Here is a 25,575-nt window from a genome sequence, read left to right on the forward strand (position 1 = left end):
CGGCACCCTCTGGACAGGAGACGACCATGAACCTCCTTACGCGGCTGCCGCTGCGCGCGGCCAAGATCGCGGGAGCGCTCGCCGCCTCGGCGGCCCTCGCCTTCGCCGGCACCGGTACGGCCTCGGCGGCCACACCGTCGGTCCCGGCCCCGCTCGCCCACTCCACTCAGCTCCGCCCCGGCGCCCAGCCGGTCCACGCCCTCGACGCGGGAGCGCTCAGGAACCTCAACACGGGCCGCTGTATAGACGACAGCTTCGCCTACGGCCTGCGGGCCTTCGGATGCAACGGCATGAACTACCAGTACTGGGGCCTGTACGGCCAGTCCAACGGCAACTGGGTCATGAAGGACGGCAACACGGGTCGCTGCATAGACGACAGCGGCGCCTACGGCCTGCGTTCCTTCGGCTGCAACGGCATGAACTACCAGCGCTGGGAGATCTACTACAACGGCAACGGCACCCTGACCTTCCGCAACGAGAACACCGGCCGCTGCATAGACGACAGCGGCGCCTACGGCCTGCGGTCCTTCGGCTGCAACGGCATGAACTACCAGCAGTTCGTGGGTCAGTAGCCATACGTTTTTCCGGGTCTCGGGACCCGGGACCCGTGACCAGGGTTTGGTTTGGTCTTCAGGGGGGGGGTGGGCTTCGCCCAGCCCCCCTTTTTTTTGTGGGGTGACCGGTCGGCTCGGCTATCTGGTCGCAGTCCTCGTCCGCCGTGGGGGCCTGTGACGCCGCCCACAGTCCGCGTACCCGGCATGGAAAAGGGCAGGTGGACCGTGCGAGCGGTCCGGAACAGCGCCCGGTGATCAATTCGTGAGCGGGACATCTCACGGAGTGATACGGCGCGGGCGAATCCGGCCCGCTCGTTAGACTGAGCCGACCCAGTAATGAACTGAGCGAGGAGCGCACGTGGGCCTTGTCGTGCAGAAGTACGGAGGCTCCTCCGTTGCCGATGCCGAAGGCATCAAGCGCGTCGCCAAGCGGATCGTGGAAGCCAAGAAGAACGGCCACCAGGTGGTCGTCGTGGTTTCCGCGATGGGCGACACGACGGATGAGTTGATCGAGCTCGCGGAGCAGGTGTCACCCATGCCTGCCGGGCGGGAATTCGACATGCTGCTGACCGCCGGAGAGCGGATCTCCATGGCACTGCTTGCCATGGCGATCAAAAACCTGGGCCACAAGGCCCAGTCGTTCACGGGAAGCCAGGCCGGTGTCATCACCGACTCGGTCCACAACAAAGCGCGGATCATCGACGTCACGCCGGGGCGGATCCGTACCGCGCTGGACGAGGGCAACATCGCGATCGTCGCCGGTTTCCAGGGCGTCTCCCAGGATTCCAAGGACATCACGACGCTGGGGCGCGGAGGGTCCGACACCACCGCTGTCGCCCTCGCCGCCGCGCTCGATGCCGAGGTCTGTGAGATCTACACCGATGTCGACGGCGTCTTCACCGCGGACCCCCGCGTCGTGAAGAAGGCCCGGAAGATCGACTGGATCTCCTTCGAGGACATGCTGGAGCTGGCCGCGTCCGGCTCCAAGGTGCTCCTGCACCGGTGCGTCGAGTACGCCCGCCGTTACAACATTCCGATCCATGTGCGCTCGTCCTTCAGTGGACTCCAGGGCACCTGGGTCAGCAACGAACCGCGAGGGGACCAGCAGGTGGAGCACGCCATCATCTCCGGAGTCGCCCACGACGTCTCCGAGGCCAAGGTCACGGTCGTCGGGGTGCCCGACAAGCCGGGCGAGGCCGCGGCGATCTTCCGCGCCATCGCGGACGCCGAGATCAACATCGACATGGTGGTGCAGAACGTCTCCGCCGCGTCGACCGGTCTGACGGACATCTCGTTCACGCTTCCCAAGGCCGAGGGCCGCAAGGCCATCGACGCCCTGGAGCGGACCAAGCCCACCATCGGGTTCGAGTCGCTGCGCTACGACGACCAGATCGCCAAGATCTCGCTGGTCGGCGCCGGGATGAAGACCAACCCGGGCGTCACCGCGGGCTTCTTCGAGGCGCTCTCCGACGCGGGCGTCAACATCGAGCTCATCTCGACCTCCGAGATCCGCATCTCGGTGGTCACCCGCGCCGACGACGTGAACGAAGCCGTGCGCGCCGTGCACTCCGCCTTCGGCCTCGACTCCGACAGCGACGAGGCCGTCGTCTACGGGGGCACCGGGCGATGACCCGTAGACCGGCGCTCGCGGTCGTCGGTGCGACCGGGGGCGCCGGTGCGGTGATGCTCCAGATCCTGTCCGAGCACGCGGACGTGTGGGGCGAGGTCCGCCTCGTCGCGTCCGCGCGCTCGGCCGGGCGCACCCTGCTCGTACGGGGCGAGGAGTGCGAGGTGCTCGCGCTGAGCGAGGAGGCCCTGGACGGGGCCGACGTCGTGGTGTTCCTCGTCCCCGAAGCGGTCGCCGCCCAGTGGGCGCCGGTCGCGGCCGCCAAGGGCGCGGTGGTGGTGGACAGCTCGTCCGCCTTCCGGATGGACCCCGACGTGCCGCTCGTGGTCCCCGAGCTCAATCCCCACGCGGTACGGATGCGCCCGCGCGGCATCGTCGCGAGCCCGCACGCCACCACCCTCGCCATGATCGTCACGGTTGGCGCGCTGCACGCCGAGTTCGGTCTGAGTGAGCTGGTCCTGTCCACGTACCAGGCCGTCAGCGGTGAGGGGAAGGCCGGCGTCGAGGCGCTTCGGCGGCAGATCTCGCTGGTCGCGGGGACCGGGCTCGGCACGAGTCCGGGTGATGTGCGCCGCGCCGTCGGCGAGGGGCTCGGCCCGTTCGCGGCGCCGGTCGCGCTGAACGTGGTGCCCTGGGCCGGGGAGCTGGCCGAGGACGGCTGGTCCTCGCAGGAGCTGGGGCTGCGCGACGAGTTGCGCAAGCTGCTCGACCTGCCGCGGCTCCCGGTGGCCGCCACCTGTGTGCGGGTGCCCGTCGTCACCACGCACTCCGTGTCCGTGCACGCCCGCTTCGAGAACGAGGTCGATGTGGCGCGGGCCCACGAGATCCTGGCGACCGCCCCGGGTGTCGTGCTCTTCGACAACCCGGCCGTCGGCGACTTCCCCACGCCCGTGGACGTGGTCGGCACCGACCCCACCTGGGTCGGCCGGGTGCGCAGTTCGCCGGACGATCCGCATGTACTGGAACTTTTCGTCTGCGGTGACAATCTGCGCAAGGGCACGGCCCTGAACGCCGCGCACATCGCCGAGTTGGCGGCCCGGGAATTCACCGACCGGTGAGGGCTACAGGTTTGTACGATCTGTGAACGCTCTGTGGGCAAGTCGCTGGTCTGTACCACTTGAACTGCACCGACGCCTTGTTACACGATTCATTTCCATGTCCCTGCAACCGCAGTCCGGCATGGAGCGTCTATGCGGTCGCCCCTTCAAGGTGCCGTAAAAATCGGGGCATTGGGGAAGAGCGGTTACGCATGAGGGCATTTGTCGCACCGCCAAACACGGTGTCGTACGCGTACAACCCTGGCGGGGAGGAACGTGTCCAACAGGCGTGGCAGAGGTACTCGACTTCAGAGCGGTTCCGGTGCGCGGCGGGACGACCGTCCGTCCGCGCCGGCGCCCCGGTGCGGCCGGTGGCATGCCGGTGATCGCGCCCATGCCCGCCACCCGCCCCGCCCGCGTACCGTCCCAGGCGACCTCGTACGAGAGCGCTGACGGGGTGATGGCGGCCGGCACCACAGTCGATCACCTCACCGAGACCTACCGCGCGCACTACCGCTCGCTGCTCGGTCTCGCGGCCCTGCTCCTGGACGACACCGCCTCCTGCGAGGACGTCGTGCAGGAGGCGTTCATCCGGGTCCACTCGGCCCGCAACCGGGTGCGCGAGCCGGAGAAGACCCTCGCCTACCTCCGTCAGACCGTCGTGAACCTGTCACGCTCGGCGCTGCGCCGCCGCATCCTCGGACTGAAGCTGCTCTCCAAACCGATGCCCGACATGGCGAGCGCCGAGGAGGGCGCGTACGACCAACTGGAGCGCGACGCGCTGATCAAAGCGATGCGCGGGCTCCAGCGCCGCCAGCGCGAGGTGCTCGGGCTGCGGTACTTCGCGGACATGACCGAGGCCCAGGTCGCCGAGACGCTCGGTATATCCGTGGGCTCGGTGAAGGCGTACGGATCACGCGGCATCGCCGCCCTGCGCGTCGCCATGGAGGCACCGGCATGAACGGGCCCGACAGGTACGGCAACAGGCAGCCGGGGGACCACGGGGAGCACGGGAAGAACGGGCCGGACCAGCGGCCCGCGAATGACCTGAACGACCTGACTGGATACGGATTCGTGGACAAGACGCCGGACAAGAACAACACCGGCACCCCTCCCTACGGCCTGCCGCCGGTCCCGGCGGGGGCGTACTCGCCCGAGGAGCAGGCACTGCGCAGCCTGCTGCACGGCGCGGTCGGTGACCTGACGCCCTCGGAGGGGGCGCTCGACCATCTGCGCGGCGCGGTGCCCCTGCGCCGGACCCGCAAGCGGCAGGCCGTCGTCGGCTCGGTCGCGGCCGCGCTGCTCGTGGCCACCGCCGTACCGGCGTTCATCCACGTCGCCAACACCGCGGGCAGCGCGGGCGAGCAGCCCGCCGTCGCCGGGCACGGCGAGCAGGCGTCCGGCACCGGCGGAATCCGGACGGGCGACCCGGCGACCGGCGTGCAGGACGGCGATCAGCCCTCCGCGATGGGCACGCCGCCCGGGAAACCCGACGGCAAGGGCATGCCCGCGACGCCCGGCAGGGGCACCACCGGCGGCACGGCGGGCGGCGCGACCGGAGTCGGCAGCGGACCCGTGCAGACGAACTCGCCGGCGTGCGGGCCGGACGCGCTGAGCGTCAAGTCGGCGAGCGTCGGCAAGCCCGACTCCACCGGCAAGGTGTACGGGAGCTTCCGCATCGTCAACGCGTCGAAGAAGCAGTGCGCGATCGGCGGGGTCGGCAAGTTCAACGTGCAGGCGCAGGGCGCGGCCAACCCCTCGAAGATCACTGTCGTGGAACACGCGGCGGGCGATCCGGCGGCCGGGCTGCCCGACCCCTCGCAGGAGACCACGCACCTGGTGCTGAACCCCGCCGCGGCGTACGAGGTGCGGTTCGCGTGGGTGCCCTCGGACACCTGCCCCAAGACGCCGGTCTCGCCCGGCCCGAGCCCGACGGCGGCCCCCAACGGCAGCACCAGCGGGATCGCCGCGCCGACCACGGCCGGCGGCCGGACGGCGCAGTTCAGCACGGACGGCGGTACGCCGAGCGCGACGGCGGACGGCACGGTCGCGGTGACCCACGTCGCCGAGCCGGGCGCACCGACCGCGGAGGCGAAGATCCCGAACGCCTGCGCCGGGACGGTCTACAAGACGGGTGTCCTGGACGCGGCGACGCAGCCGGCCGTCGCCTCGCAGTAGCCGCCTGCCCGACCGGCCTGGTGGCTCGCGGCGCTGCCGGTCAGCCGGGAAGCGGTGCCGAGGGGGTCTCGCTGGGGGTGTCCGCCGTGGTGTCCGCGGACGTCGCGTCCGGCTCCGGGGCGAGGCCGAGTTCGGCGTCCTCCAGGGCTTCCGCCTCGCGCCGCACCAGGCGGAACCACATGAAGACCACGAACCCGGCGAAGACGAACCACTCGCCGGTGTAGCCGAGGTTCTGGAACGCCTTCAGGTCGAGCCCGCTGTTCTGCGGCGCGGCCGCCGGTACCGGAGTCATCCCGGCGTCGGCGCTGGGCAGCGTCACCCAGGCGTCGTACACCGGATACGGAACCAGGTTGACCAGGGCCGCCGCGCTGATCATGCCGACCTGGCCCGGCGGGAGGCCGCCCGCCGCGTTCACCCCGTCGGAGCCCGCGTTCTCGGACGCCTGGAGCTCACCGGTGACGGACACCTCGCCTGCGGGCGGGGCCGGGGCCTTGGTGCCCTTGGGAATCCAGCCCCGCACCACGGGCAGCACCTTGCCGCCGTCGGTGCGCAGCAGGGTCAGTACGTAGCTGCCGGTCTTGCCGTCGACCTCGCGGCCGGGCACCAGGAACTGCTCGGCGTACCGGCCGCGCGCCGCGGCCGGGCGGCCGGAGGTGCGCTGGTCCACGGGGAGCAGCGAGGCGAGCGGCTCGGCCTTCCGCGTGGCGGGATCGGGGGCCTTCTCGGCCGCGTTGTGGGACTGCACGCGGTCCTCGAAGCGGCCCAGCTGCCAGGACCCCATGAAGATGCATACGGGGATGGCGAGCAGGACGAAGACGTGGATTCCCCACCAGCGGGGTGTGAGCAGGAACCGGTACACACCCCCACGGTACGGAATCCTGCCGGGGGGCCGGGCCGCGGGGTGCCCGCGAGTACCCCGGTCTTTGCCCCGGCCCCCGGGGCTCCGCCCCCGGGCCCCCGCCTCTCACTTCGTCCGCGCGCCGTATGTGGCCGCTCGCGCGGTTCCCCGCCCCCTGGCGGGGTTGCTGCCGGGCGGAGCCCCGGATACGCCTGCAACCCCCCGAGGGCCTCGGGAAAGGACGGGGTGGAGAAGAATCAGCCCGGCAGGTGTCGCGCCGCGAAGTCCAGCTCCAGGCGGACCTGCTTGATGCGCTCCTCCACGACCAGCGACCCGTGCCCGGCGTCGTACCGGTACACCTCATGGGTCGCCCCCCGCTCGGCGAGGCGGTCCACGTAGTTCTCCACCTGCCGGATCGGGCAGCGCGGATCGTTGACGCCCGCCGAGATGTAGACGGGCGCCTTCACCGCGTCGACGTACGTGAGCGGCGAGGACGCCGTGAAACGCTCCGGCACCTCCTCCGGTGTGCCGCCGAGCAGCGTGCGGTCCATCGCCTTCAGCGCCTCCATCTCGTCGTGGTAGGCCGTGACGTAGTCCGCGACCGGCACCGCCGCGAGTCCCAGCGCCCACGCCTGCGGCTGTGTGCCGAGGCCGAGCAGGGTGAGGTAGCCGCCCCAGGATCCGCCCGCCAGGACGAGGCGCGCGGGGTCGGCCAGACCCGAGGAGACGGCCCAGTCGCGGACCGCCGCGATGTCTTCGAGCTCGATGAGTCCGACCCGGTGCTTGAGCGCGTCGGTCCACTCCCGCCCGTACCCCGTCGAGCCGCGGTAGTTGACCCGGATCACCGCGTAGCCGTGGTCCACCCAGGCAGCCGGGCCCGAGGCGAACGCGTCGCTGTCGTGCCAGGTCGGACCGCCGTGGATCTCGAAGACGGTGGGGAAGGGGCCCTCGCCGGCCGGGCGCTGGACCAGGGCGTGGATGCGGCCGCCGGGCCCTTCCACCCAGACGTCCTGCACCGGGACGGAGGCGGGCGCCTTGAAGCTGGGGGTCCCCCCTGCTCCTTCAGAGCTTGGGGGAGGATCGAGGACGACCTCGCCCGTCGTGGAGCGCACCTCGGAGGGGCTGGCCGCCGACGACCACAGGTACTCCACCGTGCCGTCGGGCCGGGCCGTCGCCCCCGACACCGAGCCGGCCGGGGTGTCGATCTCGATCAGCGAACGCGTCGCCAGATCGAAGCGGAACAGGCTGCTGCGGGCCTCGAAGCCGTGGACGACGAGCAGCCCCGAGCCGTCCGGGTACCACTCGGCGGACACGTCGCCCGGCAGGTCGAGCGCGAGGTCGGTCTCCTCGCCGGAGGCCACGTCCCAGATCATCGGCTCCCAGCGGCCGCGGCGCTGGTGCGCGACGAGCAGCCGGGTGTCGCCCGTCAGCGGCGCGAACCCGAGGATTTCCAGGCCGAGTTCATCGGTGCCGCCCTTGGTGTCGTCGAGCTCGGCGACCGTCGAGCCGTCCGGGCGCACCACGCGCAGCGCGGAGTGCATCGCGTCGCCGTGCTCGGTGTGCTCGATGGCGATCAGCGTCCCGTCGTGGGAGAGGTCGCCCACGCCCGCCGACTCGCGGTGCCGGTAGATCTCGACCGGGGCGGAGCCGGGGCGGGCGACGTGGATCGTCGTGCCGTCCTCGTCGGTGGAGCGGCCGACCACCGCCGTGCCGTCCCGGCCGAGCGCGAGGCCCGCCGGGTAGGACGGTTCGAGACCGGGCACGGCCGGCTCGTCGTCGCCGCCCCCGAACGGCTGGCGCTGCCACACGCCGAACTCGTCGCCGTCCGTGTCGCTGAACCACCAGATCCACTCGCCGTCCGGCGTCAGCACGCCGTCGGTCGTCCCGTTCGGGCGGTCGGTGGCCCGGCGCTGCGCGCCGGTGGTGCGGTCCCATGCGTACAACTCGTACGTCCCTGTCGCGTTCGACACGAACAGCGAGCGGTCCGGGGCGTCCTCCGCCCAGTCGGGGAGCCCCACCCGGGGCGCCCTGAACCGCTTCTCCCAATCCGGCATCTCGTTCATGACCCCATCATGCTCCGTGGCACCGACAGCCCGTCCGCGTCCCCCCGAGCCTGTGGACAACTCATGGCGGACCTCGGTCAAGGCCGGGGATTCAGCGGCCCAGCAGTTCCACGAAACGGTCCATGTCGACGTTGCCACCGCTGATGATCACGCCCACCCGCTTGCCGCGGTAGCGCTCCGCGAGGTCGCGGGCCGCCGCGAGGCCCAGACAGCCCGTCGGCTCGACGACCATCTTCATGTGGGTCGCGAACAGCCGCATGCAGTCGACGAGTTGGGCATCGGTGGCCGTCACGATGTCCGTCACGCGGTCGCGGATCACCGGGAAGGGGTGGGCGCCCAGGTGCTGGGTCTGGGCGCCGTCGGCGATGGTCGCCGGGGTGTCGATGTGGACGACGGAGCCCGCGCGCAGGGACCGGCGGCCGTCGTCGCCCGCCTCCGGCTCGACCCCGTACACCTCGCACGACGGCGCGAGCGCGCCCGCCGACAGCAGGGTGCCCGACAGCAGCCCGCCGCCGCCGAGCGGCACGAACAGCGCGTCGAGCGGGCCGGTCTCCTCGAAGAGCTCCTTGGCGGCGGTGCCCTGGCCGGCCATCACGTGGGGGTGGTCGTAGGGCGGGATCAGCGTCAGGCCGCGCTCGGCGGCCAGCGCCCGCCCGATGGCCTCGCGGTCCTCGGTGTAGCGGTCGTACAGGACCACGTCCGCCCCGTACCCGCGGGTGGCGGCGAGCTTGCCGGCGGGGGCGTCGTGCGGCATGACGATGGTCGCGGGGATGCCGAGCAGGGCCGCGGACAGCGCCACGGCCTGGGCGTGGTTGCCGGAGGAGTAGGCGACCACGCCCGCGCGGCGCTGCTCGGCGGTGAACCGCGACAGCGCGTTGAAGGCGCCGCGGAACTTGAACGCCCCCATGCGCTGGAGGTTCTCGCACTTGAAGTAGAGGCTCAGACCCAGCTCGGCGTCGGTGAGCCGCGAGGTCAGGACCGGGGTGCGGTGGGCGTGCGGGGAGATCCGCTCGTGCGCGCGGACCACATCGTCGTATGTCGGCAGCTGCTCCATGCCTTCGGAGCGTACGGGGCTACTGTGCCGGGTGCGGAGGCGTGTCCGTGGGGGTCTGGGCCGCGGTCTGGGCCGCGGTCTGGACCGGGGCCGCGGCCGGGGTCACCTGCGGGGTGGCGGCAGCGGGCGCGGGTCCCTTGTCGTCCTCGCGCATCGCCTTGGTCTCGCTCTTGAGGATGCGCAGGGACTTCCCCAGCGCACGTGCCGTGTCAGGCAGCTTCTTGGAGCCGAACAGCAGGATCAGTACTACGGCCACGATCAGCAGATGCCAGGGCTCCAGCCCATTGCGCAGGAACATCCCGCCGTCCTTCCTCGTTCGCGTCCTACAGCCGTTTTCGTCCAGCCGTTTTCGTCGCACGGCTGGGGCTGATGTCTCTCAGTGAGACTTGCTACATTGCGCAACTGTACAACCAGAGCGTGCGACTCACCGTCTCCTCTACAGAAGAGGCGTACCTGAGGGATGAGGGGTCCGATGGCCGGCAGCCACAAAGCGGGAGCAAGCAGGCGTGAGGGTGGCGGCGCCGCCGCACCGCGGCGCCGCGGCAAACGCAGCCGTGCCCGTATCGCCGGGGTCACCGCGCTCTCGGTCGTCGTCCTCGCGGTCGCCGGCGGTGGCTGGGTCTACTTCCAGCTGAACGGCAACATCAAGACCTTCGACGACGGCGGCGTCTCCGCGGAGCGCCCCGCTGCCTCCACCAAGGGCTCGAACGTCCTGGTCATCGGCTCGGACACGCGCTCCGGCGACAACGCCCAGTACGGCCACGGCACCGGCGACATCGGCCGCTCGGACACCGCGTTCCTGATGCACGTGTACGCCGACCAGAAGCATGCCGTCGCCGTCTCCATACCCCGCGACTCCCTGGTCGACATACCCCCGTGCAAGCTGCCGAACGGCAGCTGGACCACCACCAAGCACGGTGTGATGTTCAACTCGGCGTTCGAGGTGGGTGAGACGGTGCAGGGCAACCCGGCCTGCACCCAGAACACCGTCGAGAAGCTGACCGGGCTGCGCGTCGACCACACCGTGGTCGTCGACTTCGCGGGCTTCTCGAAGATGACGGAGGCCGTCGGCGGCGTCCAGGTCTGCGTCCCCAACGACGTCTACCAGGGCGACCTCAACCCCAACCTGCACCACAAGGGCAGCCTGATCTTCGCCAAGGGTCCGCAGACCGTGGCCGGCCAGAAGGCCCTGGACTACGTGCGCATCCGGCACGGCATCGGCGACGGCTCCGACATAGGCCGGATCCAGCGCCAGCAGGCCTTCGTCGGCAGCCTGATAAAGAAGGTGAAGGGCAACGGCCTGGACCCGACCAGCCTGCTGCCGCTCGCCAGCGCCGCCACCAAGTCCATGACCGTCGACTCGGGCCTCGGCTCCGCGGACAAGCTGATCTCGTTCGCGATGTCCATGAAGGACATCGATCTGCACAACACCAAGTTCGTGACCCTGCCCTGGCGCTACGAGGGCGCGCGCGTCGCGGTCGTCAAGCCGGAGGCGGACGCCTTGTTCGCCGCGCTGCGCGCGGACCGCACCGTCGACGGCCAGGACGCGGGGGCGAAGGGCGCGAGCGCCTCGCCGAGCCCGTCCGCCTCGGCCGGCGCCCCGGGCGCCGCCGGGCAGGGCATCGCGGTCGCCGTCTACAACGGCACCGTCGCCAAGGGCCTGGCCGGCAAGGTCGCCGATTCGCTGAAGGCGTCGGGCTTCACCGTGACCGGCGCCACCACTGCCGCCACCCACGACTACACGCACACCGTCATCGAGTACGGCGCGAACGACGAGGCGAAGGCCAACACGCTCGCCACGCACTTCCCCGGCGCACTGCTGCGCAAGTCGAAGGCGCCCGGTCTCAGTGTCATCGTCGGCACGAAGTACGAGGAGAGCGGCGGGGGCACGAGCTCCGCGCCCAGCGCGCCCGCCGCGGTGCCCTCGTCGGTCGCCGACAAGGCCCGCTCGGCCGACGACAACATCTGCTCGAACCTCTCCTACGGGTAACTCGAACCCCTCCTACGGGTAAGGCGGGGCCGGGGCCGCCCCCGCCCCGCCCACCGAGCGGGATCTCAACCGCGTACGGCTGCCACCTCGCGGACCGGGGGCAGCCGCGGCTCGTCCGCGCGCCAGCGGCCCACGCCCATTTCCGCCGTGATGCCGGGGCCGAAGCCGGCGATCAGGCCGCGGGCGCCCTGCGTCATGCCGCCCTCGGCGAAGAGCCTGGCCAGGGCGTCGAAGACCACCGAGCTCGCGATGTTGCCGCGTTCGGTCAGGGTGTTGCGGCTGAAGCGGAACATCTCCGGGCCGAGCCCGAGGAAGCGGCACAGGTCGTCCAGGATGCGCGGGCCGCCCGCGTGCACGATGTAGAAGTCGAGCTCGCCGACCTCCCAATCGTGGTCCGCGGCAAGGGACTTGAGGGCCGGGGCGAGCATTTCCATGGTGCCCGGGACGCGTTTGTCGAGCTGGAAGTGGAAGCCCGTCTCGCGCACGGCGTACGAGATCCAGTTCTCGGTGTCCGGCACCAGGTGCGAGGCGTTCCGCTCCATCCGCATGCCGGTGCCGCCGTCGCCCCGTACGACCGCGGCCGAAAGGGCGTCGCCGAACAGGCCGTTGGAGAGCAGTGAGCCCACGCCGATGTCGGTGGGCTGGTAGAGCAGCGAGCAGAACTCGCACGAGACGATCAGCACGTTGGAGCCCGGGTAGGCGGTGCAGAAGTCGTGCGCGCGGTTGATCGCGGCGCCGCCCGCCGCGCAGCCGAGCTGGGCGATGGGCAACTGTCTGGTGTCGGTGCGAAAGCCCATCGTGTTGATGAGCCAGGCGGTCAGCGAGGGCATCATGAAGCCCGTGCACGACACGTAGACGATCAGGTCGATGTCCACCGTCTCGACCTCGGCGTACGCGAGGGCGCGGCGCACCACCTCGGGCACCCGGGCCTTCGCCTCGACCTCGTACACGCGGTTGCGGCGCTCGAAGCCGGGATGGCTCAGGGTCTCTTCCAGGGGCTGGACGAGGTGGCGGGTCAGGACGCCGGTGTTCTCGATCAGTCGCAGTACGAGATCGCGCTGGGGGTGCTCGGCGTGCGTCTCGCGCGCGAGCGCCAGGGTCTGCTCCTGGGTGATGACGTGGTCGGGCACGGCGACCGCCGGTCGGCACAGGGTGGCCATCGAACTTCCCTTCTTCGGTGGACGGTTGGTCACCAGGCGACCGGAAGAGCCAGTGGGTAGCGCCAGATGGAGTGGGTGTTCCACGGCACCTCACCGGCGCCGCCGTCGAGCCGAAGTGAGGGGAAGCGGGTCAGCAGCGAGGTGAACGCCACCTCCAGCTCCATCTGCGCGAGCGGGGCGCCGAGGCAGTGGTGCGCGCCCCAGCCGAACGTCATGTGCGGGACGGCGCCCCGGTCCAGGTCGACCTCGTGCGGCCGGTCGAACTTGACGGTGTCCCGGTTGGCGGTGAGGTACGAGACGTGGACGACGTCCCCGGTCTTGATGAGCACCCCGCTCAGTTCGACGTCCTCGGTGGCGACGCGGGGGATGCCGACGCCCTTGCGGAACGGGATGAACCGGAGCAGCTCGTCGAGGACGGAGGGGAAGCGGTCGGGGTGCGCGCGCAGGGCGTCGAGGATGTCCGGCTTGGTCAGCAGGGTGTACGCGATGTTCCCGAGCTGGTAGGTCGTGGTGTCCTGGCCGGTGATGAGCAGGACCATCGCCATCACGGCGAGCTCCTGGTCGTCGAGGAGCTCGTCGCCGTCGCGGGCGGTGGCGAGGGTGGAGATGAGGTCGTCGCCGGGGGCGCGCCGGCGGGCGGCGGTGAGGTCGGTGAAGTAGGCGCGCAGTTCGGCCTTGGCCCGTACGGCCGCCTCCCGTGCGGCGGCGCCGATGTTCATCATGGTCAGCGCGTGGCTGCGCAGCCAGTCCCGCTCGTCCGCCGGGATCGCGAGGACCTCGCAGATCGTGACCAGCGGCAGCGGGGCGGCGACGTGCTCCACGAAGTCGGCGGGTGAGCCCTGGGCGGCCATCCGCCCGAGCAGCTCGTCCACCACCAGCTGGGTGCGCTCGCGCATCCGCGCCACGTGCTTGGGGGTGAAGCTCTTGGCGACGAGGCCGCGCAGCCGCGTGCTGTCCGGGGGGTCCATGAGGTTGATCGACTCGGCCTGCACGATGGGCTCCGGGGTCATCCGGGGGAAGTCCCGGCCCGTGACCGCGCTGCGGCTGAACCGGCGGTCGGTGGTCACCGTCCGCACGTCCTCGTACCGCGTGACCAGCCAGGCCTCGCCCTCGCCGTAGGCCATCCGGATCCGCGCCACGGGCTCGTCCGTCAGCATCCGGCCGAGCTGCGGATCGAACTCAAGGGCCTCCGCATAATCGAAAGGGCAGCTCCACACGGTGTCTCTGGTCTTCACGAGGCGTACTCCGGTGTGTCAGGAACAGGCTGTGCAGTGGACTAGCCCTGTATCCCCGATTTGGGTCATGAACATGTCCGCGATCCACCGAATTAACCGATTAGAGGGATATTTGCGGAGCCAGGGTGACAAGCGGGGGTCGGCCCGGATTCCGGGGTCGGCACACGGGTGTCCGTCACGACAGCGGGATGCGGCAGAAGCGGCCCACGACACCCAGGTCCGCCTCGATCGCGGCCGCCGCACCGCGCAGCACCGGCAGCACCTCGGCGACACACTCCGCCACCGTGCGCCGGGTCGTGTGCATGGCCACGTTCACCGCCCCCACCGCCCGCCCGTCAGGGCCGCGTACCGGTACGGCGATCGACCGCAGCCCCTCCTCCAACTCCTCGTCCACCAGGGCGTACCCCTGGGCCGCCACTTCGTCCAGGGTGGCGGCCAGCGCGGCCGGGGAGGTGAGGGTGCGCGGCGTGAGCGCCCGCAGCTCCATGCGGCCGAGCCGGGCCGCGCGTTCCGCGGCGGGCAGGTCCGCGAGCAGCACCCGGCCCATCGAGGCGGCGTACGCGGGGAAGCGAGTGCCCAGGGTGATGTTGACACTCATGATCCGGCTGGTGGCGACCCGGGCCGTGTACTGGATGGCGTCGCCGTCGAGCACCGCGAGCGAGGCCGAGTCGTGCAGGGTGCTGACCAGCGCGGCCAGGTGCGGCGCCGCGATGTCGGGCAGTGCCGTACGGGACAGCGGGGGGCAGCCCAGCGACAGGACGCGCGGGGTGAGCCGGAAGGTGCGGCCTTCGGTGGCGACCAGGCCCAGGTGGTGCAGGGTGATCAGGGCGCGCCGGGCGGTGGCGCGGGCGAGCCCGGTGGCCTCGGCGACCGCGCTGAGCGAGAGCTCGGCCCGGCCCTCGCCGAACGCGGTCAGCACGGTGAGACCCCGGGCCAGCGACTCCACGAATTCCGCGCCGAGTTCCTGTTTGGAGGCGGAGGTCCAGGCCGCGAGCGCGCGGGGCGCCGAGGGCGTGGGGGCGGGCGCGCCGCGCAGCTCGGCCTCCATCGCCATGGCGGTCTCGCGCAGCCGGGGCAGCACCGCCGCGCGCAGGGACGCCGCGCTGTGCCGGCTGGTGTGACTCACCACGCTCACCGCGCAGACGGGCGCGCCCGCCGCGTCGCGCACCGGCACGGCCACCGCGATGAGCCCCGGCTCGATGAGCTGGTCGTCCACCGCCCACCCGGCGTGCCGGGCCGCGGCGACCCGCTGCTCGAATCCGCCGACGGCCTGGGTCACCCGCTGCTCGAAACCGGTGCGGGTGCTGGTGCCGGTGTTGTTGCCCGTCCCCGCCCCCGTGTCCGTGCCGGACGGGACCGCGGGGAAACCGGCACCGGCCGGACCGGCGGCGCGCTGTTCGCGCCAGTCCTGCCACTGCCGGGGTGACCAGTGCGCGGCGAACAGCGGCCCCGGCGCGGTGCGTTCGGCGGGAAGCAGGTCGCCGATGCGGAAGGTGAGCGACATCGCGCGGCGCCGGGTGCTCTGGTGGACGAAGCGGATGCCATCGCGGTCGGGCACCGCGAACGACACCGACTCGTCGAGTTCTTCGGCCAGTTGGACCGCGTGCGGGCCGAGCAGCGCGGGCAGCCGCAGCGCGCCCAGGTAGGCGTTGGCGAGCTCCATGAGGCGTGGGGCGAGCGTGGCGCTGGACCCGTCGAGGCGGAGATGGCCCATCCGGGCCAGGGTCGCGACCACCCGGTCGACGGTGGATCTGGCCAGGCCCGTCGCCCGGACCAGCTCGCCGAGGCTGAGCCGCCCGTCCGCGTCGCTGAGCGCGCGCAGGACCGCCACCCCGCGCATCAGCGGACCGACGGCTTCGGCGGGGGCGGTGTCCATGGGGCCTCCGGGGGCAGGGCGTTGACGCACGGGGCGTTGACACGCGTACCGGCTGAACGCACACTCGGGGCGAGCGCAATTCTGAACCTTAGTTCATCTGGCGAACACGACCAAACGGCGAGAGCGTTCCATGGACAAAGTCGTACCGGCCCCCGCCGCGGCGGTGGCCGACATCCCCGACGGTGCCTCCCTCGCGGTCGGCGGCTTCGGCCTCAGCGGGGTGCCGAACGTCCTGATAGCAGCCCTGTACACCCAGGGCGCCACCGCCCTGAGCGTGGTCTCCAACAACTGCGGCGTGGACGGCGGCGGCCTCGGCGTCCTCCTCGCGGCCGGCCGCATCGCCCGTGTGACCGGCTCGTACATCGGCGACAACAAGGAGTTCGCCCGCCAGTACCTGGGCGGCGAACTGGAGGTGGAGCTGGTCCCGCAGGGCAGCCTCGCCGAGCGGCTGCGCGCGGGCGGCTGCGGAATCCCCGCGTTCTACACCCCGGCGGGCGTCGGCACCCAGGTCGCCGACGGCGGGCTGCCACTGCGCTACGGCCGCGACGGCGAGGTGGCCGTTGCGTCGGCACCCAAGGAGGTCCGGGAGTTCGGCGGCCGCGAACACGTCCTGGAGCATGGCATCACCACGGACTTCGCGCTCGTACGGGCCTGGAAGGGCGACCGGCACGGCAATCTGCTCTTCCGCCGGGCGGCCCGCAACTTCAACCCGTCGGCCGCGATGGCCGGACGGGTCACGATCGCCGAGGTCGAACACCTCGTGGAACCGGGCGAGCTCGATCCGGACACGGTGCACGTGCCGGGGGTTTTCGTGCAGCGCGTGGTGCCGTTGACTCCAACTCAGGCGGCATCCAAGGGAATTGAGAGGCGAACGGTGCGTGAGGGGATGCGCGAAGGGGAGGCGGGACGGTGAGCGGCTGGACCCGGGAGCAGATGGCGGCGCGCGCTGCCGCCGAACTGCCCGACGGCAGCTGCGTGAACCTCGGCATCGGGCTGCCGACCCTGGTGCCGGGGCGGCTGCCGCCGGGAGTGGACGTGGTGCTCCACTCGGAGAACGGCATCCTCGGCGTCGGGCCCTACCCCCTGGAGGCGGACGTGGACCCGGACCTCGTCAACGCGGGCAAGGAGACGGTGACCGTGCTGCCGGGGGCCGCGTTCTTCGACTCCGCGCTGTCCTTCGGGATGATCCGGGGAGGCCATGTCGACACCGCGATCCTCGGCGCGATGCAGGTCTCGGCGGGCGGCGACCTCGCCAACTGGGCCGTCCCCGGGCGCCTGGTGAAGGGGATGGGCGGCGCGATGGACCTCGTGCACGGGGTACGGCGGGTGATCGCGCTGACCGAGCACACCGCGAAGGACGGGACCCCGAAACTCGTGGAGCGGTGCACCCTGCCGCTCACCGGCCGGGCCTGCGTGCACCGGGTTATCACCGACCTGGGGGTACTGGACGTCACCCCCGGCGAAGGCTTCGTCCTGGTCGAGACGGCGCCCGGCGTCGAGGCCGAAGAGGTGCGCGCGAGGACGGGGGCCCCGGTTCGCATCCGTACCGCACGAAGCGAATCACCAGAGGCAGCGGCACAGGCAGCAACAGAGACAGAGACCGAGGCAGCGGCACAAGCAGAAGGAGAGGTGGCAGGACGATGACGCTCACCCAGGGACACGACGGCACCGCGCGGGAGGCGGCCACGCCGGGGCACGGCGTGGGCCCGTACCGCAGCGGCGCGTTACGCGTTCCGCTGATGGCCCCGACAGCCGTCGGCGGAGATCCGGAGGCGGTCGAGCTGTACGGTCCGGTCTTCGGCGTCACCGAGGTCACCGCGCTCGACGCGGACCTGACCCGCCAGCACGCGGGCGAGCCGCACGGTGAGCGAATCACCGTGTCGGGCCGGGTGGTCGACCGCGCCGGACGCCCGGTCCGCCACCAACTGGTCGAGATCTGGCAGGCGAACGCGTCCGGTCGCTACGCCCACCGGCGCGACCAGCACTCCGCCCCGCTCGACCCGCACTTCACCGGGGCGGGCCGCTGCCTGACGGACGCCGAGGGCAGGTACGCGTTCACCACGGTCAAGCCGGGCGCGTACCCCTGGGGCAACCACGAGAACGCGTGGCGCCCGGCCCACCTCCACTTCTCGCTCTTCGGTACGGCCTTCACCCAGCGCCTGGTCACCCAGATGTACTTCCCGGGCGACCCGTTGCTGGCGTACGACCCGATCCTGCACGCGGTCACCGACCAGGCGGCCCGGGACCGTCTGGTGGCGGCGTACGACCCACAACTGTCCGTACAGGACTGGTCGTTGGGCTACCGATGGGACATCGTGCTCGACGGCCCGGCCGCCACCCTGCCCGACCCGGAGGTGGCCGCGTGATGCCCGAGGCCACCCCTTCGCAGACCGTCGGCCCCTTCTACGGTTACGCCCTGCCCTTCCCCGGCGGCGGTGACATGGCGCCCACCGGACACCCGGAGGCGATCACGGTGCACGGGTACGTGTACGACGGGAACGGCGAACCGGTGCCGGACGCGCTCCTGGAGTTCTGGCAGGCGGCGCCCGACGGTTCGGCGGCGGGCCGGGCCGGCTCGTGGCGCCGGGACGCGGCCACCGGCGCCTTCCTCGGCCGCGAAGGCCTCGACTTCACGGGATTCGGCCGGGTACCGACGGGTGCGGACGGCCACTGGTCGCTGCGCACCCTCCCGCCGCCGCCGGCCGCGCCCTACCTCGCGGTCTGCCTGTTCGCCCGCGGCCTGACGCGCCACCTCTTCACGCGGGCGTACGTCGAAGGGCTCGGCGGGGACGGCCAGTTGAAGGCGCTGGCGGGGGCGCGGGCAGAGACGCTGCTCGCGCGACGGGAAGGTGACCGAAGCCCGGTCTTCCGCTTCGACATCCACTTGCAGGGGGAGAAGGAGACGGTCTTCCTTGACTTCGCGTGACGGCGCCCGGAGCGTCCAGGACTCGGGGGACGTCGGACTTCTGGCGCCGGTGAGCGCGGGGAGCCCGGGGGAGGCGGCGACGGGTGACAGTGCGGTGCTGCGGGCGATGCTGGCGGCCGAGGCGGCGCTGACCCGGGCGCAGGCGACGCTCGGGGCGGCGCCGGAGCGGGCCGCGTCGGCGGTGGCGAAGGCCGCCTGCCCGGAGGCGTTCGACGCGCGGGCACTGGCCCTGCGGGCCGGGGCGGGCGGCAATCCGGTGATCCCGCTGGTGGCCGACCTGAGGCGGGCCGTGTCCGAACTGTCCCCGGGGGACGAGGAGTTCGTCCACCGGGGTGCGACCAGCCAGGACATCCTGGACACGGCGCTGATGCTGGTCGCCGCCCGCACCCTCGATCTGATCGCCACGGACCTGGCGGCGACGGCCGGGTCCCTCGCGGTCCTCGCCGACCGGCACCGCGCCACGCCGATGGCGGCCCGCACCCTGACCCAGCACGCCGTGGCGACGACGTTCGGCCTGAAGGCGGCGGGCTGGCGGTCGCTGGTGGTGGACGCGCACGAACGTGTCGTACGGGTCAGGAGCACGCTGCCCGCCCAACTGGGCGGCGCGGCAGGCACGTTGGCGGCGTTCGAGCTGGCCGGGCTGGAGGGCCCGGTCCTGGTCGAGGTGTTCGCCGCGGAACTGGGACTGGCCGCCCCTGCGCTGCCGTGGCACGTCCTGCGCACACCGGTGGCGGATCTGGGTGGAGCGCTGGCGTTCTGCGCGGGGGCGCTGGGGAAGGTGGCCGCGGATGTGCTGGTGCTGTCCCGCACGGAGGTGGGGGAAGTGGCGGAGCGCGTGGGCGGGATCTCCTCCGCGATGCCGCACAAAAGCAATCCGGTGCGCTCCGTCCTGATCGCCTCGGCGGCCCGGCAGGTACCGGCGCTGACGTCGGTGCTGTACGCCTCACTGGCGGCGGAGGACGAACGCCCACCCGGGGCGTGGCACGCGGAATGGTCCCCGCTGCGCGAGGCCCTGCGCCTGTGCGGGGGCGCGGCGCGGGCGGCATCGCAACTGTGCGCGGCGCTGCGGGTCTCCCCGGACCGCATGCGGCGAAACCTGGAACGGGGCGAACTGGGCGACCCCGGTGCGCCGGTGGGCGCGGCGCAGGCGCTGGTGGATCGGGCGCTGGGGAGAACCCTGGGGTGAGGGGGTGCTGTGGGCTTGGGTGGTGCTGTGCGCCGGCCCGCTGGGCGGTGTCCGACGCGCGCCGGCTCATGTTCATGCCGTGCCCCGGCCCGTCCGTGCCCGAACCACTCCACGCCGCCGAACAGGCGCGGGGAGGAAGTGTCCCTGCGCTCAAAGGAAACCCGTGCTGCACCATCACCTGACCGCCGCCTCCGCATCCACCGCCCCCACCCTCCTCCTCGGCCCCTCCCTGGGCACCACCCTCGACGTCTGGGAGCCTCAACTCACCCCCCTCTCCCGTCACTTCAACGTCATCCGCTGGGACCTGCCCGGTCACGGCGGCTCCCCGGCATCCGACCTCCTCCCGGCCCCTGCTCCCACCCTCGCCACTCTCGGCGCCCTCGTCCTGGAGCTTCTCGACACCCTCCGCGTCGACACCGCCGCCTACGCCGGTATCTCCCTCGGCGGAGCCGTCGGAGCCTGGCTCGCCGCGCACCACCCCGAGCGCGTCGCATCCCTCGCCCTCATCTGCTCCTCCGCCCACTTCGGCCCGCCAGAACCCTGGCGCGAGCGGGCAAAGAGCGTACGTTCCAGAGGAGTTGGGCACCTCGCGGACACCGCACCCGGACGCTGGTTCACCCCCCGATTCCCCGCCCCGCCGCACCTCCTCAACGGCCACCGCCGCGTGGACCCGGCCGCGTACGCCGCCTGCTGCGACATCCTCGCCGGGCTCGACCTGCGCGCCGACCTGCCCCGCATCGCCGCTCCCACCCTGGTCGTGGCGGGCCGCGACGACCTCGCCACCCCGCCCCCGCACGCCCGCGAACTCGCCGACGGCATACCGGACGCCCAGCTCGTGGAACTCCCCCGCGCCGCCCACCTCGCCAACGTGGAGCAGCCCGAAGCCGTACGCGACGCCCTGCTCGGTCACCTCATCCGCGACCACCCCGGGTCCGTCGCGTCCCGAGGCGAGGGCGCCCGGCGTGCCGTACTCGGCGACGCCCACGTGGACCGAGCCCTCGCCCGCACCACGCCCTTCACCGCGCGCTTCCAGGACTTCATCACCCGGTACGCCTGGGGCGAGATCTGGGGCCGGGACACCCTGGACCGGCGCACCCGCAGCGCCGTCACGCTGACCGCCCTCGTCGCGGGCGGCCACAAGGACGAGCTCGCCCTGCACGTGCGGGGAGCGCTGCGCAATGGCCTGAGCCCCGACGAGATAGCCGAAGTACTGCTCCAGTGCGCCGTGTACTGCTCCGTCCCCGCCGCCAACTCGGCGTTCGCGATCGCGGAACAGGTGATCAGCACGTACCAGGACGACGACGAACGAGAAGAGGCGGACCACTGACATGCACGCAACCAGCCCGAACGGTTCGGCCAGCCCGACCGGCTCGACCAGCCCGAACGGCTCGGCCAGTCAAGCCAGCCCGTCCAGTCCAGCCGGTTCAGCGAGCCCCACCGGTTCAACGAACCACGGCCGTCACACCACCCATCACACCACCGTCGCCATCATCGGTGCCGGCCCCGCCGGGCTCCTCCTGGCCCGGCTGCTCGACAACGCCGGGATCGACTGCGTGGTCCTGGAACGCCGCGACCGCGCCTACGTCGAGCAGCGCCAGCGCGCGGGCATCCTCGAACAGACGACGGTCGACGTCCTGAGAGCCGCCGGTGCGGCCGAGCGCATGGACCGCGAGGGCATGCCCCACGACGGCATCGAGCTCCGCTTCGACCGCCGCTCCCACCGCATCGACTTCCCCTCCCTCACCGGCGGCCGCCGCGTGATGGTGTACGCCCAGACGGAGGTCGTGAAGGACCTCATAGCTCAACAACTGGCCGGTGGCGCAACGCTGTTGTTCGAAGCGGAAGTCGAAGGAGTGGAAGGGGTCGAAGGGGCGGGGGCAGGCGAGGGAGGCGGGAGAGGCTTGAAGGACGCACATCAGACCTCCGCTCCCACCCCCACCGTCCACTACCGCCACCAAGGCCACCCCGCCACCCTCACGTGCGAGTACATCGTCGGCTGCGACGGCTTCCACGGGGTCGCCCGCAACGCGGTCCCCGCCGCCGTCCGTACGACGTACGAGCGCACCTACCCGTACTCCTGGCTCGGCATCCTCGCCGAAGCACCGCCCGTGTACGACGAGTTGATCTACGCGCACTCCCCGCGCGGCTTCGCCCTCGCAAGCATGCGCTCGCCCGCCGTCAGTCGCCTCTACCTCCAGGTGCCCAACGGCACCGACCCCGCCGAGTGGTCCGACGCACGCGTCTGGGAGGAGTTGGACGCCCGCCTCGCGACCGACGCCGACCATGGCTGGAAACTGGAACGGGGCCCCGTTGTCGCCAAGTCCGTTCTGCCGATGCGGAGTTGGGTGACCGAGCCGATGCGGTACGGGCGGCTGCTGCTGGCGGGTGATGCCGCGCACATCGTTCCGCCGACCGGCGCGAAGGGGTTGAACCTCGCGGTCGCCGATGTCGTCACCCTCTCCCGGGCGCTGGTCCAGTGGCAGGTGACCGGTTCGACGGAACGGCTCGACGCGTACTCCGAGACCTGCCTGCGCCGGGTCTGGCGCGCCGAGCACTTCTCGTACTCCATGACCGGGCTCCTGCACGCCGACCCGGCGCAGTCCCCCTTCGAAACCCGGCTCCAGCTTGCCCAGTTGGACCGCATCAGCCAATCGCGACACGCGGCCGCCGAACTCGCCGAGAACTACACAGGCCTCCCGATCAAGCCCTGACCACACCCGACACCCGCCGCAGGTCCGCTCGCCCATACCCCCACGCGGGGACGGGCCGCCTCTTACCTGCGGGCTTCCAACTCCCCGGCCAGTACTCCCGCCTGGAACCGGGAGGTCGCCCCCAGCGCTTCCATCAGCTCGGCGACCCTCCTGCGGTACGTCCGCAACGACATGCCGAGCCGCCGCGCTGCCGATTCGTCGGTGTGCCCGGCGCCGAGCATCCGCAGGATCTGCCGGGCCTCCGCGCCCAGTTCCACGGGCGGCCTGCGCAGATGGTCCGCGAGATCGGGCGACGCCGCCCAGGCCGCGCGGATCAGCGATCGGACCCCGGCGACGATGTCAGGCGTTCGGATCACCGTGTACGTACGTGTCCCATCGGCCGGAGTTCCGGCGAGGATCGCTATCCGCCGGTCGAGCACGATGGTCTCCTGCGTGAGCGGCGCGGCGCAGATGCGTATGTGCGCCCCGCCCGCGGCCATCTTGGCGAGGCGCCGCTCGGCCCGTGCGTCGGGGAGGGCGTGGGGGGTGTAGAGCTTGCGCATCCTGAGCCCGCCGGGCTCGGTGGTGGGCCGCAGCCCGGCGGAGAAGGCAGTGCGCACCCCGGCCGACCAGGTCATCGGGTCGGCGGCGGCGACCAGGAACTCCCGCCGTGCCCCCGCGAACAGATGCCCGGCCCGGTCGATGAGCTCCCGCTCGCCGCGGAGCGTCACGATCTGGTCGTCGGTCATGAGGCGAAGTCTGCGATGCCGCTCGGCGCAGGTCAACGCAAGGCCCGCCCGGCGACAAGCCGGCCTTGAACGCTGGGCCCGGCCGACAGGACGACCTTGGACGACCGCCGGTCCGAGGCCGCGCGAGGCGCAAGCCACCTTGGGACGATCACCGCGATCGGACTCGCATGGGGAAAGGGCGCCGTTCCGGGCGATCGATGGGTTCGGTCTCGGGCGGGGGAGAGCGCTGTCCGGTGCGGTCACCGCGATCGGACTCGCGCAGAGGAAGGGTGCCGTCCGGTGTGATCGCCGGGTTCGGGCCCGTGCGGGGGATAGGGTCCGTACCCGCCGATTACCCCCGCTCGGGTCGCGCAGGCGGATGCGGTGCATCGCGGGTGATCGCCTCGCACGTGAGTTTCCGGGCTACGTGATCCCGTCCGCCTGTTCCGTCAACCGCTCTGACCTGCCACGCTGTTGCGATGACAGAGGTGTTCTTGCGGCGACTGTCGCGTTGGCAGGCCGAGCAGCAGCGGGAGTCGGTGGCGGACCTGTACGTCGCGGCGTACGAGGGTGTGTCCGGTGCGGATCCCCGCGGCCGGGAGGGGTTCCTGCGTCGCTTCGCCGAGGACGTTCAGCGCCCCGGATTCGACATGATCATCGCGAGCGACCCGTCCATGGTGGGCTGCGCCTACGGCTACCCCCCGGGCCGTGAGGGCGAGTGGTGGCACGGCTTCCGCGGTGCGGTGACCGACGGCGACGAGGAACTCGCCTCCGGCGACCGGGTGTTCGCGCTCGCCGAGCTGATGGTGCTGCCCGCGCACCGCCGTGCCGCCATAGCCACCCGGCTGCGCCAACGTCTCCTGGAACGCGTAGACGCCGACCTGATCACCACCCTGATCGACCCGGCCAACACGGCGGCCGCGGCGGCGTACGCCTCCTGGGGCTGGACCAGGACCACCCGCCCCACCCCCGCCGGCCTGGAGGCCTGGACCAGCCGCCACCCAAGCTGAGCCGGGCCCGCGGCGGACCCGAACCGGCCCAAACCGGGCCAGCCCGCACCCGCCCAAACCGCACCCGCCCAAACCGCACCCGCCCAAACCGCACCCCCCCAAACCGCACCCGCCCAATCCGGGCCCGCCCAAACCGCGCCCCCGTCACCTCACAGGTGCATCATCGCCATCAGGTCGGCGCTCCGTATCCCTGTCACCACTTCGGGGGCCTGCTGTCCGGGCTGTAGCCAGCCCGCCGCCTCGGCGGCCAGGACGGCTGCCGCTTCGGCCGCGTCCGCCGCGGAGTTCAGGGCGGGGTCCCTTCCGAGGGCGCCGGCCGCGGCTGCCTCTCCCGCGGCCCGGGACGCCGTGTTCGCGGCGCGCGAGGCGGTGACGGCGAGTTCGCCGTCACCGTCGTGGGCCAGGCCCATCTGCGAGGCCTGCGCGGCGGAGGCGGCGGCGTTCCTGGCGCAGCGGGAGTCCGCGGCGGCGTCGGGCGGCCTTTCGGCGAGCACGGCAATCGCCTGAGCAGCCGTACGCGCGGCGTGGGCGGCCTTCCAGGCGGTGTTCTTCTCCTCGTCGCTGCTCCGGTCGGCCGGGGTGTGCTGCTCCACGTAGTGGCTGACCGCCGCGGCGCGGGCGGCCGCACTACGGGCGCGGGCGGCGTGACCCGCCCTGAAGTGCTCGTCCGTGGCTGGCTCCGCCGCATCCCGGTGGTCCTCGCGCCCCTCGGCCGGAGCCGCGCTCTGCTCGTCGTCGCGTTCGCTCATCGCCCTCTCCTCGTCTCCCCGTACGCCTATTTTCTGGAACGAACAGGCCAAGCACCCGTACGTCTACGTCTGGAACAGACCAAGCACTCGTCCCCCTACTTCTGGAACAGACCAAGCACATGGTCGAGCGACCAGGCCTGCCAGCACATGGCGAAGAACCCGGCCACCGAGATCAGCGCCATCATGAGGTTCTGCCCCTGTTCGGCCCAGTCGTGGATCATCAGCACGAAGTACGTCAGGTTCAGCAGCAGCCCTCCGACCAGGGCGACCGGCGTCAAGAAGCCCGCGATCAGGCCGAGGCCGAGGGCCAGTTCGGCATAAGCGACGAGGTAGGCGTGCAGCCGCAGGCGCGGCTTCACCAGCCGGTCGAAGCCGTGCTTCACGAACGGCCACCGGTGCTTGTCCGCGATGCCCGCGGCCCAGGCGATCCCGCCGCCGTCGAACCACGTCGACTTGTCCTTGTGGCGCCAGCTCTCCAGCCACCACAGGCCGAGACCGATCCTCAGGACCGCGAACCACTCGGCCCCGCCGAGCCCAAGCGTCTGCATGACACGCCTCCACAGCCGTACTCGAAGCCGCCGCACGCGAAGCAGCCGTACGCCAAGCTGCCGCACGCGCGAATCTGCCGCACGCGAAGCCGCCGTACCCGAAATCCGTACTCGGAGCAGCCGTAC

24 protein-coding genes are annotated in these 25,575 nt (G+C 71.8%); 14 read left to right on the forward strand and 10 right to left on the reverse strand.

What is annotated here, in order from left to right:
• Nucleotides 1–26 precede the first annotated feature (26 nt).
• The 5 genes from OG522_RS20405 (at nucleotide 27) to OG522_RS20425 (ending at nucleotide 5,396) form a co-directional block, all read left to right on the forward strand.
• Nucleotides 27–572, forward strand: a complete 546-nt coding sequence (locus OG522_RS20405; RefSeq protein WP_329464425.1) for an RICIN domain-containing protein — start codon at nucleotides 27–29, stop codon at nucleotides 570–572.
• Nucleotides 573–912: 340 nt separating this feature from the next.
• On the forward strand, nucleotides 913–2,184 hold the full coding sequence (locus OG522_RS20410) for an aspartate kinase (RefSeq protein WP_329464426.1): 1,272 nt from the start codon (nucleotides 913–915) through the stop codon (nucleotides 2,182–2,184).
• Nucleotides 2,181–3,239, forward strand: coding sequence for an aspartate-semialdehyde dehydrogenase (locus OG522_RS20415; RefSeq protein WP_329464427.1), 1,059 nt, complete (start codon nucleotides 2,181–2,183; stop codon nucleotides 3,237–3,239). Before OG522_RS20410 ends, OG522_RS20415 begins: the two co-directional genes overlap by 4 nt.
• A gap of 268 nt (nucleotides 3,240–3,507) precedes the next feature.
• On the forward strand, nucleotides 3,508–4,179 hold the full coding sequence (locus OG522_RS20420) for a SigE family RNA polymerase sigma factor (RefSeq protein WP_443074720.1): 672 nt from the start codon (nucleotides 3,508–3,510) through the stop codon (nucleotides 4,177–4,179).
• Nucleotides 4,176–5,396 carry a hypothetical protein gene (locus tag OG522_RS20425; RefSeq protein WP_329464428.1) on the forward strand — a complete coding sequence of 407 codons (1,221 nt, stop codon included), beginning with the start codon at nucleotides 4,176–4,178 and terminating at the stop codon, nucleotides 5,394–5,396. Before OG522_RS20420 ends, OG522_RS20425 begins: the two co-directional genes overlap by 4 nt.
• 40 nt (nucleotides 5,397–5,436) lie before the next feature.
• Here the strand turns inward: OG522_RS20425 and OG522_RS20430 are convergent, their stop codons facing one another.
• The 4 genes from OG522_RS20430 to tatA all read right to left on the reverse strand — a co-directional run bounded on the left by OG522_RS20430 (nucleotide 5,437) and on the right by tatA (nucleotide 9,649).
• Nucleotides 5,437–6,255, reverse strand: coding sequence for an SURF1 family protein (locus OG522_RS20430; protein WP_329464429.1), 819 nt, complete (start codon nucleotides 6,253–6,255; stop codon nucleotides 5,437–5,439).
• Nucleotides 6,256–6,491: 236 nt separating this feature from the next.
• Complete coding sequence (locus tag OG522_RS20435; RefSeq protein ID WP_329464430.1) at nucleotides 6,492–8,297, reverse strand: S9 family peptidase; 1,806 nt, start codon at nucleotides 8,295–8,297, stop codon at nucleotides 6,492–6,494.
• A 91-nt stretch (nucleotides 8,298–8,388) separates the two neighbouring features.
• Complete coding sequence (locus OG522_RS20440; protein ID WP_329464431.1) at nucleotides 8,389–9,351, reverse strand: threo-3-hydroxy-L-aspartate ammonia-lyase; 963 nt, start codon at nucleotides 9,349–9,351, stop codon at nucleotides 8,389–8,391.
• 19 nt (nucleotides 9,352–9,370) lie between these two features.
• Nucleotides 9,371–9,649 (reverse strand): Sec-independent protein translocase subunit TatA, encoded by a 279-nt coding sequence (gene tatA, locus OG522_RS20445; RefSeq protein WP_329464432.1) that lies wholly within the window; start codon nucleotides 9,647–9,649, stop codon nucleotides 9,371–9,373.
• Nucleotides 9,650–9,823: 174 nt separating this feature from the next.
• Here tatA and OG522_RS20450 point away from each other — a divergent pair, with 174 nt between their 5' ends.
• On the forward strand, nucleotides 9,824–11,341 hold the full coding sequence (locus OG522_RS20450) for an LCP family protein (RefSeq protein WP_329464433.1): 1,518 nt from the start codon (nucleotides 9,824–9,826) through the stop codon (nucleotides 11,339–11,341).
• A gap of 65 nt (nucleotides 11,342–11,406) precedes the next feature.
• Here the strand turns inward: OG522_RS20450 and OG522_RS20455 are convergent, their stop codons facing one another.
• The 3 genes from OG522_RS20455 to OG522_RS20465 all read right to left on the reverse strand — a co-directional run bounded on the left by OG522_RS20455 (nucleotide 11,407) and on the right by OG522_RS20465 (nucleotide 15,612).
• Nucleotides 11,407–12,501, reverse strand: a complete 1,095-nt coding sequence (locus tag OG522_RS20455) for a type III polyketide synthase (RefSeq protein WP_329467656.1) — start codon at nucleotides 12,499–12,501, stop codon at nucleotides 11,407–11,409.
• A gap of 29 nt (nucleotides 12,502–12,530) precedes the next feature.
• On the reverse strand, nucleotides 12,531–13,736 hold the full coding sequence (locus tag OG522_RS20460; RefSeq protein WP_329464434.1) for a cytochrome P450: 1,206 nt from the start codon (nucleotides 13,734–13,736) through the stop codon (nucleotides 12,531–12,533).
• A gap of 175 nt (nucleotides 13,737–13,911) precedes the next feature.
• Entirely contained in the window at nucleotides 13,912–15,612 is a 1,701-nt protein-coding gene (locus OG522_RS20465; protein WP_329464435.1) for an IclR family transcriptional regulator domain-containing protein, read from the reverse strand.
• A gap of 130 nt (nucleotides 15,613–15,742) precedes the next feature.
• Here OG522_RS20465 and OG522_RS20470 point away from each other — a divergent pair, with 130 nt between their 5' ends.
• The 7 genes from OG522_RS20470 (at nucleotide 15,743) to OG522_RS20500 (ending at nucleotide 22,435) form a co-directional block, all read left to right on the forward strand.
• Nucleotides 15,743–16,525, forward strand: coding sequence for a CoA transferase subunit A (locus OG522_RS20470; protein WP_329464436.1), 783 nt, complete (start codon nucleotides 15,743–15,745; stop codon nucleotides 16,523–16,525).
• Between the two features lie 20 nt (nucleotides 16,526–16,545).
• A complete protein-coding gene (locus OG522_RS20475; RefSeq protein WP_329467657.1) occupies nucleotides 16,546–17,256 on the forward strand; it encodes a 3-oxoacid CoA-transferase subunit B in 711 nt (236 codons plus the stop codon).
• 95 nt (nucleotides 17,257–17,351) lie between these two features.
• Nucleotides 17,352–17,978, forward strand: coding sequence for a protocatechuate 3,4-dioxygenase subunit beta (pcaH, locus tag OG522_RS20480; RefSeq protein ID WP_329467658.1), 627 nt, complete (start codon nucleotides 17,352–17,354; stop codon nucleotides 17,976–17,978).
• Entirely contained in the window at nucleotides 17,978–18,538 is a 561-nt protein-coding gene (pcaG, locus tag OG522_RS20485) for a protocatechuate 3,4-dioxygenase subunit alpha (RefSeq protein ID WP_329464437.1), read from the forward strand. Before pcaH ends, pcaG begins: the two co-directional genes overlap by 1 nt.
• Nucleotides 18,525–19,724, forward strand: a complete 1,200-nt coding sequence (gene pcaB / locus OG522_RS20490) for a 3-carboxy-cis,cis-muconate cycloisomerase (protein WP_329464438.1) — start codon at nucleotides 18,525–18,527, stop codon at nucleotides 19,722–19,724. The genes pcaG and pcaB overlap by 14 nt, the downstream gene beginning before the upstream one ends.
• Nucleotides 19,725–19,887: 163 nt before the next feature.
• Nucleotides 19,888–21,051: a bifunctional 3-oxoadipate enol-lactonase/4-carboxymuconolactone decarboxylase PcaDC gene (pcaDC, locus tag OG522_RS20495; protein ID WP_329464439.1), complete on the forward strand. Its 1,164-nt coding sequence runs from the start codon at nucleotides 19,888–19,890 to the stop codon at nucleotides 21,049–21,051.
• Between the two features lies 1 nt (nucleotide 21,052).
• Nucleotides 21,053–22,435, forward strand: coding sequence for a 4-hydroxybenzoate 3-monooxygenase (locus tag OG522_RS20500; RefSeq protein WP_329464440.1), 1,383 nt, complete (start codon nucleotides 21,053–21,055; stop codon nucleotides 22,433–22,435).
• A 62-nt stretch (nucleotides 22,436–22,497) separates the two neighbouring features.
• On the opposite strand, the gene OG522_RS20505 is transcribed toward OG522_RS20500, so the two are convergent.
• Entirely contained in the window at nucleotides 22,498–23,163 is a 666-nt protein-coding gene (locus OG522_RS20505) for a helix-turn-helix transcriptional regulator (protein WP_329464441.1), read from the reverse strand.
• A 458-nt stretch (nucleotides 23,164–23,621) separates the two neighbouring features.
• On the opposite strand from OG522_RS20505, the gene OG522_RS20510 reads away from it, so the two are divergent.
• A complete protein-coding gene (locus OG522_RS20510; protein ID WP_329464442.1) occupies nucleotides 23,622–24,152 on the forward strand; it encodes a GNAT family N-acetyltransferase in 531 nt (176 codons plus the stop codon).
• Between the two features lie 149 nt (nucleotides 24,153–24,301).
• On the opposite strand, the gene OG522_RS20515 is transcribed toward OG522_RS20510, so the two are convergent.
• Together OG522_RS20515 and OG522_RS20520 are read right to left on the reverse strand one after the other, a co-directional pair.
• Nucleotides 24,302–24,901: a hypothetical protein gene (locus OG522_RS20515; protein ID WP_329464443.1), complete on the reverse strand. Its 600-nt coding sequence runs from the start codon at nucleotides 24,899–24,901 to the stop codon at nucleotides 24,302–24,304.
• Nucleotides 24,902–24,996: 95 nt separating this feature from the next.
• Nucleotides 24,997–25,449 carry a DoxX family protein gene (locus OG522_RS20520; protein ID WP_329464444.1) on the reverse strand — a complete coding sequence of 151 codons (453 nt, stop codon included), beginning with the start codon at nucleotides 25,447–25,449 and terminating at the stop codon, nucleotides 24,997–24,999.
• Nucleotides 25,450–25,575 lie beyond the last annotated feature (126 nt).

This window comes from Streptomyces sp. NBC_01431, assembly GCF_036231355.1.
Classification (GTDB): Bacteria; Actinomycetota; Actinomycetes; order Streptomycetales; family Streptomycetaceae; genus Streptomyces.